The following is an 11,744-nucleotide window of genomic DNA, read 5'->3' as shown; positions in this document are numbered from 1 at the left end:
CCATGGCCCCCATTCCTGGCTCGGGCCTGGCCAAGGGCCTGGCCGTCACCCTGCGCACGATGACGAAGAAGACCGTCACCGAGCAGTACCCCGACGCCCAGCCCGACCTCCCGCCCCGCACCCGCGGTGTGATCGGCCTGTTCGAGGAGAACTGCACGGTCTGCATGCTCTGCGCCCGTGAGTGCCCCGACTGGTGCATCTACATCGACTCCCACAAGGAGACGGTCCCGGCGGCGACCCCCGGCGGCCGCGAGCGCAGCCGTAACGTCCTCGACCGCTTCGCCATCGACTTCTCCCTCTGCATGTACTGCGGCATCTGCATCGAGGTGTGTCCTTTCGACGCGCTGTTCTGGTCCCCGGAGTTCGAGTACGCCGAGACCGACATCCGCGAGCTCACCCACGAGCGGGACAAGCTCCGGGAGTGGATGTGGACCGTCCCGGCCCCGCCGGCCCTCGACCCCGGTGCCGAGGAGGCGAAGGAGATCGCCACCGCCCGCAAGAACGCCGAGAAGCTGGCGGCCGCCCAGGCAGCCGAGGCCGCCCAGGCCGAGCCGAACCCGCCGGCCGATCCCCAGGGGGACGAGTCGTGACCCTCGCTCAGGAGATCCACGGCTTCCTCTCCCCGACCGGCGTCGAGATCGCCTTCCTGCTCGTCGGCCTGGTCACCTTGGGCGCCGCGATCGTCACCGTCACTACCAAGCAGCTGGTGCACGCCGCCCTGTGGCTGGTGGTGGCCCTCGGTGGCCTGGCCGTCGAGTACCTCCTGCTCACCGCCGAGTTCATCGCCTGGGTGCAGGTCCTCATCTACGTCGGTTCCGTCGTCGTCCTCCTTCTGTTCGGTCTGATGCTCACCAGGGCCCCCATCGGCCGCTCCCCGGACGCGGACTCGGGCAACCGCTGGGCCGCCGTCGTCGTGGCCCTCGCGGCAGCGGCGGCTCTGGTCTGGGTGGTCGCCGACGCCTTCCGCACCACCTGGATCGACCTCGACGGGCCCGCCGCCGGCTCCACCGAGGTCACCGGCGCGAGCCTCTTCCAGAACTGGGTCCTCCCCTTCGAGGCCCTCTCCGTCCTGCTCCTCGCGGCACTGGTCGGCGCGATCGTCCTGTCCCGCAAGGCGAAGGCGGAGTCGAGCTCTCCCCCTGTGAACTCCCGGGCCAGGACCGGTGGTTCCCCATACGTCCCGGATTCCCGTAATCACCCGATCGGGCGAAAGGTGCCGGTCGCGGGAACGAAGACGTCCAAGGAGACAGAGACGCCCGAGGGAACCGGGACGCCCGAGGGAACCGGGACCTCCAGAGGAACCGAGACGCCCGGCGAAACGGCCGCGTCCGAGCGAACGGCCCCGTCCGAGGCGGAAGCTCCGCCCAGGGCAACGGCTCCCCCCAGGGGCACGGCCTCCGCCGAAGGAACCGACTCGGCCGAGCAGGAAGGCGCCCGCTGATGCACCTCGCCTATCCCGCCGTACTCTCCGCCCTCCTCTTCTGCACCGGCCTCTACGGCGTCCTCGCCCGTCGCAACGCGATCCTCGTCCTGATGTCGGTCGAGCTGATGCTCAACGCCGTCAACCTGAACCTGGTCGCCTTCGACGTCTGGCTCAGCAGGACCGCCGAGGAGACCCTGCACTCCGGACAGGCCCTCACCCTGTTCACCATCGCCATCGCCGCCGCAGAGATCGGCATCGGCCTGGCGATCGTCCTCGCCGTCCACCGCAACCGCGGCACCGCCGACATCGACAGACTGCGCGACACGGCCGAGGGCCACGACCTCGACGACCCTGACGACTCCGACAGCGAAGCCCGCCCGGCCGAGCAGGCCGCACGATCCGGGCGGACCGGGAAGGCTGAGGCCACCGCGTGACCACGACCACCCTCGCCGTCCTCGTCCCCCTCCTCCCTTTCCTGGGCGCGGCGGCCGGCCTGCTCCTGGGCCGCACGGCCCCCGGCTTCGTCCGCCCGCTCGCCGTCCTGCCTCCCCTGGCCGCGCTCGCGCTCGCCGCGGTGGTCGCCGTGCGCCAGGGCGGCGACCAGACGGTGAACGCCGCCACCGAACTCACCCCGACCGGCTCGGTCCCGATCGAGCTCGCTCTGCACATCGACGGCTTCGCGGCACTCGTCGCCGTCCTGGTCGGCCTCGTCGCCACCTGCGTGCAGATCTACTCGACGGGCTATCTGCGCGACGACCCGCGCTACCCCTCGTACGCCGCTCTCGTCTCCCTCTTCACCTCCGCGATGCTGCTCGTCGTCTACTCCGGCGACCTGATCGTGCTGCTGGTCGGCTGGGAGGTCATGGGCATCTGCTCGTACTTCCTGGTCGGCCACTACTGGGAGACCCCGGAGGCTCGCGCGGCCTCCCTCAAGGCCTTCCTGGTGACCAAGCTCGGTGACGTCCCCTTCCTGATCGGTCTGTTCGCACTGGCCACGGACGCCGGCTCGTTCCGGATCACGAAGGTCCTCGACGCCGTCGCGCACGGCGGACTCGACCATCCGACCCTGATCGCCCTGCTCCTCCTCGCGGGCGTGGCCGGCAAGTCGGCGCAGTTCCCGCTGCACACCTGGCTCCCGGACGCGATGGCGGGCCCCACCCCCGTCTCCGCGCTGATCCACGCCGCGACGATGGTCGCCGCCGGTGTCTACTTCATCGCCCGTCTCCTTCCCGTCTTCGAGGCCTCCCGGGCCGCGATGGTGGTCCTCGCCGTCATGGCCGCCGTCACGATGCTCGGCTCCGGTCTCGCCGCGCTCGCCCAGGACGACATCAAGCGCGTCCTCGCCTACTCGACGATCGGCCAGCTCGGCTACATGACCGGTGCCCTCGCCGTCGGTGACCGCGGTGCCGCGGTCTTCCACCTCCTGTCCCACGGCGCCTTCAAGGCGTTGCTGTTCCTCGCGGCCGGCGTGATCATCCACGCCGCCGGCACCAACTCCCTGGCCGCCATGTCCCGCATGAAGGACCTGCGCGCCCGCGTCCCGGACGCCTTCTGGACGATGACCGTGGCGCTGCTCGCGCTCGCCGCGATCCCGCCGTTCAGCGGCTTCTTCTCCAAGGAGTCCGTCCTCGGCGCCGCCGAGCACGTCGCCACCGGCCACACCGAGCACGCTCCCGGCGCCGCGGGCTGGATCACCCTGGTCGCCGGTCTCGTCACGGCCCTGCTCACCGCCGCGTACGCGACCCGCCTGTGGCTGCTGGCCTTCAACGGGCAGGGCGCCGAGGCCCCCGACCACGGCCGCCAGCCACTGACGATGAACGTCGTCCTGTGGGTCCTCGCGGCTCCCTCCCTCGCCCTCGGTGCGTTCGCCTACCGCGTGCTGCCCGACTGGTTCGACGGCCGCGACCTCACCCCGACCCTCACCACGTCCGTCGTCGGCACCGGCGCGGCCCTGATCGGCGGCATCGTCACCTACGCGGCCTGGCGGCACACCGGCACGGCCGCGGCCCGGGTCCCGCTCGGCGCGGTGGCCGCCCACCCCGAGGGCGACGCCGGCCTGGTCGAGGCCGAGGCCATCGCCAGCCACGAGCCCGCCTACGGAGACGTGGCCTACGCGCCCGACCCCGCGGACCCCGGAAGGCTGCTGCTCGGCCCGCTGCACCGCCCCGCGGCCGCCGGCTTCCACCTGGACGCCCTGTACACGGCCCTCTTCGTCCGCCCGGTCCGAGCCGGAGCCGATCTCGTCCGGTTCCTGGACCGCGAGGTCGTCGAGACCTACGTACGCGGCGCGGGAGCACTGCCCCGCCGGCTCGGCGGCGCCGTACGACGCGCCCAGACCGGCAATCTCCAGACCTATGTGAGCGCGCTGCTCGCCGGCACCGTCGTCCTCGCGGTCGCCGTCGTCCTCGTCGCCACGGGAGCGTGAGCAGGCGTGATCGATATCAACGAGTCCGTGATGCAGTTCCTTCTGGCGTTCGTCGTGGCCGGCCCGCTCCTCGGCGCCGTCACGGCCCTGCTGCCCGCCCCGCCCGGGCTGAAGGGGAAGTCGCCCGAGCAGGCCGTACTGCGGCACGGGGTGACCGTCACCGGTGTGATCCTCATCGCCGCGATCGCCCTCGCGCTCGGCTTCGACCACGACCATCCGTCGAAGATGCAGGCCACGACCGACATCAGCTGGATCCCCGCACTCGACGTGCGCATCCACCTCGGCATCGACGGCATCTCCCTCCCCCTTCTGGTCCTGACCGCGCTGCTGACCTTCCTCTGCGCGCTCTACTCCTACTTCAAGATGCCTGCAAGCCCCTCCCCGAAGGCCTTCGTCGCGCTGCTGCTCGTCCTCGAGTCCGGCACCCTCGCGACCTTCGCCGTCCTCGATCTGCTGCTGTTCTTCCTCGCGTTCGAGACGGTGCTCATCCCGATGTACTTCCTCATCGCCCGCTGGGGCGGCGCGGACCGCCAGGCCGCCGCCTGGCGCTTCATCCTCTACACCCTGCTGGGCTCGGTCGTCATGCTGCTCGGCCTGCTCCTGATCGGGATCAAGGCGGGCACATTCGACATGGTGGCACTCGCCACTGACAACGGCCGGTCACTGACCGCGTCCGTGCAGGTCATCGCCGTTCTGGCGATCGGGATCGGACTCGCGGTCAAGACCCCGATGTGGCCCCTGCACAGTTGGCTGCCCGACGCCCACACCGCCGCCCCGACCGTCGGCTCGGTCCTGCTGGCCGGCGTCCTGCTGAAGATGGGCACGTACGGGTTCGTCCGCATCCTGTTGCCGATCGCGCCCGACGGCTTCCGCGACTTCGCGCCCTACCTCGCCGCGTTCGCCGTGGTCGGGATCATCTACGGATCGCTGGCCTGCCTCGCCCTCGCCAAGCGGGGCGCGAAGGGCGACCTCAAACGCCTCATCGCCTACTCCTCCGTCGGCCACATGGGCTTCGTCCTCCTCGGCATCGCCACCATGACCCCGACCGGCGTGAACGGCGCCCTGTTCGCCAACATCGCCCACGGCCTCATCACCGGCCTGCTGTTCTTCCTGGTCGGCGCCCTGAAGGACCGCACCGGCACCACCGACCTCGACACCCTGGCGGAGGAGACCGGCGCCGCCCTGTACGGCAAGGCCCCCCGCCTCGGCGGCCTGCTGGCCTTCGGCGCGGTCGCGTCGCTGGGTCTGCCCGGCCTGGCCGGGTTCTGGGGCGAGATGCTGGCGCTCTTCGGAGCGTTCGAACCCGCCGACGGCCTCAGCCGCCCCGCCTTCCTCACCTTCATGGCGATCGGCGCGTTCGGCACCCTCCTCACGGCCGCGTACATGCTCGTCGTGGTCCGCCGCGTCTGCATGGGCGCCGTACCCCAGGACGCCCCTCGGCTCGCCGACGTCCACACCTACGAATTCGCGGCATGGACGCCGCTCGTCGCCCTCACCGTCGTGGCGGGCCTGTGGCCGAAGGCTCTCCTCGGCCTCACCGACCCGGCCGTCCAGCAGCTCCTCGCAGGAGGCAACCGATGAGCACCCCGGCCGCCATCGCCCCGCCATTGGCTTCGTCGGCCGAGCCGCTGACCACGACGACAGCCGCGAACCTCGTCCAGTCCGTCGACTGGCTCGCGATCGCCCCGCCGACCCTCGCGGCGGTCGTCGGACTCGTCGTCCTGGTCGCCGACCTGTTCGTCGGCGACCAGAAGAAGGCCCTGCTCGGGTGGGTCTCGGTCGCCGGCCTGGCCGCCTCCGCGCTCCTCCTGCTGCCTCTCCTGGACGGCGACCGCAGCACCTTCTGCCTGACCGGCGACGACGGCGTCTGCAGCTACACGGCCGACCGCTTCACGCTCGTCATCCAGTTCCTCGTCCTCGGCGGCGCCCTCCTGGCCGCACTCCTGTCGGTCACCACCCTCAAGGACGCCGACAAGAAGCTGCCCGAAGGCGAGTACTGGTTCCTGCTGCTCTCCTCAGCCGCCGGCGCCGCCCTCCTGCCCGCCTCCCGCGACCTGGCCACCCTGATCGTCGCCCTCGAAGTCGCCTCCCTGCCCGCCTTCGCCCTCGTCGGCATCCGGCACGGCGACAGGAAGTCCTCCGAAGCAGCCCTGAAGTTCTTCCTGTCCTCGGTCACCGCGACCGCCGTCAGCCTCATGGGCATCAGCTTCGTGTACGCCTCCACGGGCACCCTCTACCTCACCCAGGTCGCCGACCGCATCCAGCACGTCGACGGGCAGCTCCACACCCTCGCGCAGACCGGCGTCGTCCTCACCCTGGTCGGCTTCGCCTTCAAGACCGCCGCCGTGCCCTTCCACTTCTGGGTCCCCGACACCTACGTGGGCGCGCCCCTCCCGATCGCCGCCTATTTGTCGGTCGTCGGCAAGGCGGTCGGTTTCTCCGGCCTGATCCTCGTCACTGTCGTCGCGCTGCCGTCGTACGCCGACGTCTGGGGCCCTGCCCTCGCCGCGCTGGCCGCCCTCACCATGACCGTCGGCAACGTCGGCGCCCTCCGGCAGCAGGCCACGCGCGCGTACAGCGCCGTACGGCTGCTCGCCTGGTCCTCCGTCGGTCAGGCCGGCTATCTCCTCGTCCCGATCGCCGCCGCCGCGTACTCCGACGACGCCGAGCGGTCCGTCGGCTCCACCGTCGCCTACGCCCTCATGTACGCCGCCGTGAACCTCGGAGCGTTCGCGGTGGCCGCGCTGGTGGGCCGCACGAAGGCCGCGAACCGCATCGCCGACTACCGCGGCCTGTACGCCACCAACTCGTTCGCCGCGCTCCTGCTGGCCTTCTTCCTGCTCTGCCTGGCAGGACTGCCGCCGGGCGTCATCGGCCTCTTCGCCAAGGTCACCGTCTTCTCGGCGGCCGTCGACGCGGGGCTCGGCTGGCTCGCCGTGGTGATGGCCGTCAACGTCGTGATCGCGCTCTTCTACTACCTCCAGTGGACGACCCTGCTGTTCCGGGCCCCGGAAGGCGAACCCGCCGCGCACCGCGTCCCCGCCCCCCTCACGATCGCCCTCGCGCTGACCGGAGTACTCGGCGTCGCCCTCTCGGGCGCGCCCCAACTCGTGCTGCGCTTCGCCGGCACCGGACTCTTCTGAACCGCTCCCGGCCGAACCTGAACCGCCTCCCCCGGGGGCCGTCACCCGGACGGCCCACCTGGGCCTCCGTGCGCACAAGGGAACTAGTGGCCTTCGCCTCGCGTTGAGCAAGACGGGAAGGTCCACTGGACGTGACACCACGGACCGGTGGCACCGGAAGACATCGGAGACCAGCAAGCAAAGGGTTCCCCTGCTGCACCACTTGGAGGGCGTACCGTGCACCGCCGGCACAACGGGCTCAGGACCGCAGTCCTCCTCGGGGGGCTGTCCGCACTCATCATCGTCATCGGCAGCTTCTTCGGCCGCATGGGGCTGGTGGTGGCCGTCCTGATCGCGCTGGGCACCAACGCGTACGCGTACTGGAACAGCGACAAGCTGGCTCTACGCGCGATGCGTGCCCGCCCGGTGAGCGAGTTCGAGGCGCCGGCCCTGTACCGCATGGTCCGCGAACTCTCCACGCAGGCCCGGCAGCCCATGCCGCGCCTGTACATCTCGCCGACCGAGGCACCCAACGCCTTCGCGACCGGCCGCAATCCGCGCAACGCCGCCGTGTGCTGCACCGACGGCATCCTGCGCATGCTGGACGAGCGCGAACTGCGCGGTGTCATCGGCCACGAGCTCAGCCATGTCTACAACCGCGACATCCTGATCTCGTCCGTCGCCGGCGCCCTCGCTTCCGTGATCATGTTCCTGGTCAACTTCGCCTGGCTCATCCCGATCGGACGCTCCGACGACGATGACGGCCCGGGCCTCGTCGGCATGCTGATGATCATGATCCTCGGGCCGCTGGCGGCCACCCTCATCCAGATGGCCATCAGCCGCTCCAGGGAGTACGAGGCGGACGCCTCCGGTGCCCAGCTCACCGGTGACCCCCTCGCGCTCGCCAGCGCCCTGCGCAAGCTCGACATGGGCACCAAGCAGCTGCCGCTGCCGCCCGAGCCGCGCATCGAGACCGCGAGTCACATGATGATCGCCAACCCTTTCCGCCCCGGCCAGGGACTGTCCAAGATGTTCTCGACGCACCCGCCGATGGCGGAGCGCATCGCCCGGCTCGAGAAGATGGCAGGTCGCCCCCAGTGAAAACCGTCCTGAACGTCATTTGGCTCGTCCTGAGCGGCTTCTGGCTGTTCCTCGCCTACCTGGCAGCGGGCGCGCTGCTCTGCATCACGATCATCGGCATCCCGTTCGGCATAGCGGCCTTCCGCATCGGCGTCTACGCCCTGTGGCCCTTCGGGTACACCACGGTCGAGCGCCGCGACGCGGGCGCACCCTCCTGCATCGGCAACGTCCTGTGGCTGGTCCTCGCCGGCTGGTGGCTCGCCCTGGGCCACATCGCCACGGGCCTCGTCCTGTGCGTCACGATCATCGGCATCCCGTTCGGCATCGCCAACTTCAAGCTGATCCCCGTGTCCCTGTTCCCCCTGGGCCGGGAGATCGTCCCCACGGACGAGCCGTTCGCGGCCCGCTGACGGCGGGTCGAAGGAGCAGGCGCCGCGGCATCAGCCCCTTCGGAGCCGAGGCCGGCACGGAGTTTCCACAATCCGGAGGTTGTCCACAGGCCTGCCCCGCTGTCAGTGCCGCGCTGCATCATGAATGCATGACCGAGAGCGAGCAGTTGCTGGCACGGGTGGCGGACAAGGCCCGCAACACCCGTCCGTGGGGCTGGCCTTCCCTGCCCGAGCCGGTGGACCCGACCACCCTGGCCCGTGCCGAGGCCGCGTTGGGCTTCCGCCTGCCCCCGCTGCTCGCCGAGCTCTACCTGCGGATAGGGGACGGCGGATTCGGCCCGGAGTACGGCCTGTTGCCCCTGCTCGACAGCGCTCCGGCAGGCGAGCCCGCAGCCGTCGTGCAGTACCTGGCCAACCGCAAGAGCGGCCGCAAGGACCCCGACCGGCCCTGGCCCGAGGGCGTCCTGCCGATATCCCACTGGGGTTGTGCGATGTACGCGTGCGTGGACTGCCACAGCCCGGAAGCCCCCGTCCTCCTCTTCGAGCCGAACGCCGGCGACGGTGATCACGCCTGGTTCGTGGACGCCCCCACCCTCACGGACTGGCTGCGAGCCTGGGTCGACGGCACGGGCTGGTACGAGGAGATGAACGAGGAGCTGGAGATGGCCCCTTGGGCGGAGTTCCGGATACGCACGGCACCGCCGACCCACGCGACCTGACGCCCCCTACCGGGACACCGATCGGCCGGCCCACCGCCCCGGCAACCCGCTGACGTACCACCCCACTGAACTACCGCCCCGCCCACCGTTTCCGTACCGCGTACGCCACCACCCCGACCGCCAGCACCCCCGCGCCCACGACCACGGAAACCACCGGCAGGGCGAACGCCAGCACCACACAGCCGATCAGCCCCACCGCCGGCACCACCCGGGCCGCCGGAGCCGAACCGAGCGTCCAGGCCGACGCGTTGGCCACCGCGTAGTACGCGAGCACACCGAAGGAGGAGAAACCGATCGCGCCCCGGACGTCCACCGTGGCGGCGAGGACCGCGACCACCGCACCCACGGCCAGCTCGGCCCGGTGCGGCACCTGGAAACGGGGATGCACGGCGGACAGCGCACCCGGCAGATGCCGGTCCCGGGCCATCGCCAGTGTCGTCCGGGAGACGCCCAGGATCAGGGCGAGCAGCGAGCCGAGCGCGGCCACGGCGGCACCCACCCGCACCACCGGCACGAGCCCCGGCACCCCGGCCGCCCGCACCGCCTCGGCCAGCGGCGCGTCCGCACGCCCCAGAGCACCGGCGCCCAGCACGGAAAGGACAGCCACCGCCACCCCCGCGTACACCACCAGCGTGATGCCCAGGGCCAGGGGGATCGCGCGGGGGATGGTGCGCGCGGGATCCCGTACCTCCTCACCGAGGGTCGCGATTCGCGCGTACCCCGCGAACGCGAAGAACAGCAGACCGGCGGCCTGCAGCACCCCGCCGACACCGCCGGAGACGCCCGGGTCCAGCCGTCCGGCCTCCGCGGCCCCGGACCCGAGACACACGACCACCACGGAAGCGAGGACAGCGAGGACCACCGCCACGATCGCCCGGGTCAGCCAGGCCGACTTCTGGATCCCGCCGTAGTTCACCGCGGTCAGCGCCACCACGGCCGCGACGGCCACGGCATGCGCCTGGCCCGGCCACACGTACGCGCCCACCGTCAGCGCCATCGCCGCACAGGAGGCCGTCTTCCCGACCACGAACGACCAGCCCGCGAGATAACCCCAGAACGGCCCCAGCCGCTCCCGCCCGTACACGTACGTGCCGCCGGAGGCCGGGTAGAGGGCGGCCAGCCGTGCGGAGGAGGTGGCGTTGCAGTAGGCGACCACGGCGGCGACCGCGAGCCCGAGCAGGAGCCCGGACCCGGCCGCGCGCGCAGCGGGCCCCAGGGCGGCGAAGATCCCCGCGCCGATCATCGAGCCGAGCCCGATGACGACCGCGTCCCCCACCCCCAGCGTGCGCCGCAGTGCGGTACCGGAATGCGTCATGAGCCGCACCCTACTGAGCCCGTGCAACCGAGGTGTGCGGCCCTGACGTCCTCTTCGGCAACAAGACGCGAACACCCGCACGACGAACAGCGCACAGCGGCCGCACGTGAACGACGTACGGCCCACGCGCACGAGCGCTCGTCCGGTCTGACGGGACACGGATCACAGTTCCCGGACAGCGCGGACACAGCGCGGAAGGGCAGGTTCAGAGCATGGGCATCATCGGCTGGATCATCCTCGGGCTGTTGGCCGGAGCCATCGCCAAGTTCCTGCTGCCGGGCCGAGACCCGGGCGGCTTGGTCGGGACCACCCTCATCGGCATCGCGGGCGCGTTCATCGGCGGCTGGATATCGGCCCGCTGGCTGGACCACCCGGTCAGCAAGAGCTTCTACGACGGACCCACCTGGGCGGCCGCGATCGGCGGCTCCCTGGTGCTCCTGATCGCCTACCGTCTCCTCTTCGGCAACTCGCGCGACTGACCCCGGACCGCAGCCAGCAGGCGAGAAGGGTGGGCACCGGCCGGGTGCCCACCCTTCCTCGTGCATCGGTGCTGATCGGTGCCGATCGCTGCCGATCGGTGGGTCAGCGGCTCACCGGTAGTTCACGAACTGGATCGCGAAGTCGAAGTCCTTGCCCTTCAGCAGGGCGATGACGGACTGCAGGTCGTCACGGCTCTTCGAGCTGACCCGCAGTTCGTCGCCCTGGACCTGGGCCTTCACGCCCTTCGGGCCCTCGTCACGGATGATCTTCGCGACCTTCTTGGCGTTCTCCTGGGAGATGCCCTCCTCGATCGACGCGAAGATCTTGTACTCCTTGCCGGAGAGCTGTGGCTCGCCCGCGTCCAGCGCCTTCAGCGAGATCCCGCGCTTGATCAGCTTGGACTGGAAGACGTCGAGGACGGCGTTGACACGGTCCTCGGAGTTCGCCTCCATCAGGATCTTGTCGCCGGACCACGAGATCGAGGCACCCACGCCCTTGAAGTCGTAGCGCTGGGAGATCTCCTTGGCGGCCTGGTTGAGGGCGTTGTCGACCTCCTGCCGCTCGACCTTCGAGACGATGTCGAAACTGGAGTCGGCCATGTCCTGTGGCTCCTTGTATCGGGGTGCGTATCGGCGTGCGTACGGATGCGTATCGGCGTACGTGGGGGCGGGCGCCGAGCCCGGCGTGAACCCGGGCCGCATCCGCCCAAGCCTAGTCACCCCATGCCCTCCGGGCGCAGATCAATCGGGTGGCGAAGCACCCCTCGGTATCGGGTATTGTTTACGTCGTTG

The 11,744-nt window shown here is 70.7% G+C and carries 12 protein-coding genes; 10 read left to right on the top strand and 2 right to left on the bottom strand.

Features of this window, described 5'->3' with window-relative positions; translation table 11 throughout:
• The first annotated feature begins 2 nt into the window (after positions 1-2).
• The 9 genes from ACIQJT_RS30300 to ACIQJT_RS30260 all read left to right on the top strand — a co-directional run bounded on the left by ACIQJT_RS30300 (position 3) and on the right by ACIQJT_RS30260 (position 9,158).
• On the top strand, positions 3-590 hold the full coding sequence (locus ACIQJT_RS30300) for a NuoI/complex I 23 kDa subunit family protein (protein WP_402648816.1): 588 nt from the start codon (positions 3-5) through the stop codon (positions 588-590).
• Positions 587-1,441, top strand: a complete 855-nt coding sequence (locus ACIQJT_RS30295) for an NADH-quinone oxidoreductase subunit J (RefSeq protein ID WP_402648813.1) — start codon at positions 587-589, stop codon at positions 1,439-1,441. The genes ACIQJT_RS30300 and ACIQJT_RS30295 overlap by 4 nt, the downstream gene beginning before the upstream one ends.
• Positions 1,441-1,857 carry an NADH-quinone oxidoreductase subunit NuoK gene (nuoK, locus tag ACIQJT_RS30290; RefSeq protein ID WP_365462143.1) on the top strand — a complete coding sequence of 139 codons (417 nt, stop codon included), beginning with the start codon at positions 1,441-1,443 and terminating at the stop codon, positions 1,855-1,857. The genes ACIQJT_RS30295 and nuoK overlap by 1 nt, the downstream gene beginning before the upstream one ends.
• Positions 1,854-3,848 (top strand): NADH-quinone oxidoreductase subunit L, encoded by a 1,995-nt coding sequence (locus tag ACIQJT_RS30285; protein ID WP_402648810.1) that lies wholly within the window; start codon positions 1,854-1,856, stop codon positions 3,846-3,848. The genes nuoK and ACIQJT_RS30285 overlap by 4 nt, the downstream gene beginning before the upstream one ends.
• Before the next feature lie 6 nt (positions 3,849-3,854).
• Complete coding sequence (locus tag ACIQJT_RS30280) at positions 3,855-5,429, top strand: NADH-quinone oxidoreductase subunit M (protein ID WP_402648808.1); 1,575 nt, start codon at positions 3,855-3,857, stop codon at positions 5,427-5,429.
• Complete coding sequence (locus ACIQJT_RS30275; RefSeq protein ID WP_402648805.1) at positions 5,426-6,991, top strand: NADH-quinone oxidoreductase subunit N; 1,566 nt, start codon at positions 5,426-5,428, stop codon at positions 6,989-6,991. Before ACIQJT_RS30280 ends, ACIQJT_RS30275 begins: the two co-directional genes overlap by 4 nt.
• Positions 6,992-7,207: 216 nt before the next feature.
• Positions 7,208-8,071 (top strand): zinc metalloprotease HtpX, encoded by an 864-nt coding sequence (gene htpX / locus ACIQJT_RS30270; RefSeq protein ID WP_402648803.1) that lies wholly within the window; start codon positions 7,208-7,210, stop codon positions 8,069-8,071.
• Entirely contained in the window at positions 8,068-8,460 is a 393-nt protein-coding gene (locus ACIQJT_RS30265) for a YccF domain-containing protein (protein ID WP_402648801.1), read from the top strand. The genes htpX and ACIQJT_RS30265 overlap by 4 nt, the downstream gene beginning before the upstream one ends.
• Before the next feature lie 128 nt (positions 8,461-8,588).
• Complete coding sequence (locus ACIQJT_RS30260) at positions 8,589-9,158, top strand: SMI1/KNR4 family protein (protein WP_402648798.1); 570 nt, start codon at positions 8,589-8,591, stop codon at positions 9,156-9,158.
• Between the two features lie 70 nt (positions 9,159-9,228).
• Here the strand turns inward: ACIQJT_RS30260 and ACIQJT_RS30255 are convergent, their stop codons facing one another.
• Positions 9,229-10,473 (bottom strand): APC family permease, encoded by a 1,245-nt coding sequence (locus ACIQJT_RS30255; RefSeq protein ID WP_365462154.1) that lies wholly within the window; start codon positions 10,471-10,473, stop codon positions 9,229-9,231.
• Between the two features lie 212 nt (positions 10,474-10,685).
• On the opposite strand from ACIQJT_RS30255, the gene ACIQJT_RS30250 reads away from it, so the two are divergent.
• On the top strand, positions 10,686-10,952 hold the full coding sequence (locus ACIQJT_RS30250) for a GlsB/YeaQ/YmgE family stress response membrane protein (protein WP_365462156.1): 267 nt from the start codon (positions 10,686-10,688) through the stop codon (positions 10,950-10,952).
• A gap of 111 nt (positions 10,953-11,063) precedes the next feature.
• Here the strand turns inward: ACIQJT_RS30250 and ACIQJT_RS30245 are convergent, their stop codons facing one another.
• Positions 11,064-11,552: a YajQ family cyclic di-GMP-binding protein gene (locus ACIQJT_RS30245; RefSeq protein WP_053848399.1), complete on the bottom strand. Its 489-nt coding sequence runs from the start codon at positions 11,550-11,552 to the stop codon at positions 11,064-11,066.
• Between the last annotated feature and the right edge of the window lie 192 nt (positions 11,553-11,744).

This window comes from Streptomyces sp. NPDC091972 (assembly GCF_044756385.1).
Lineage (GTDB): Bacteria > Actinomycetota > Actinomycetes > Streptomycetales > Streptomycetaceae > Streptomyces.
This window is presented reverse-complemented; position numbering and strand designations above follow the sequence as displayed.

Excerpts from the sequence above, each read along its gene's own strand:
- ACIQJT_RS30300 (WP_402648816.1), top strand. The coding sequence starts at position 3 with ATGGCCCCCATTCCTGGCTCGGGCCTGGCCAAGGGCCTGGCCGTCACC.
- nuoK (WP_365462143.1), top strand. The coding sequence starts at position 1,441 with ATGCACCTCGCCTATCCCGCCGTACTCTCCGCCCTCCTCTTCTGCACC.
- ACIQJT_RS30275 (WP_402648805.1), top strand. The coding sequence starts at position 5,426 with ATGAGCACCCCGGCCGCCATCGCCCCGCCATTGGCTTCGTCGGCCGAG.
- ACIQJT_RS30260 (WP_402648798.1), top strand. The coding sequence starts at position 8,589 with ATGACCGAGAGCGAGCAGTTGCTGGCACGGGTGGCGGACAAGGCCCGC.
- ACIQJT_RS30255 (WP_365462154.1), bottom strand. The coding sequence starts at position 10,473 with ATGACGCATTCCGGTACCGCACTGCGGCGCACGCTGGGGGTGGGGGAC.
- ACIQJT_RS30250 (WP_365462156.1), top strand. The coding sequence starts at position 10,686 with ATGGGCATCATCGGCTGGATCATCCTCGGGCTGTTGGCCGGAGCCATC.
- ACIQJT_RS30245 (WP_053848399.1), bottom strand. The coding sequence starts at position 11,552 with ATGGCCGACTCCAGTTTCGACATCGTCTCGAAGGTCGAGCGGCAGGAG.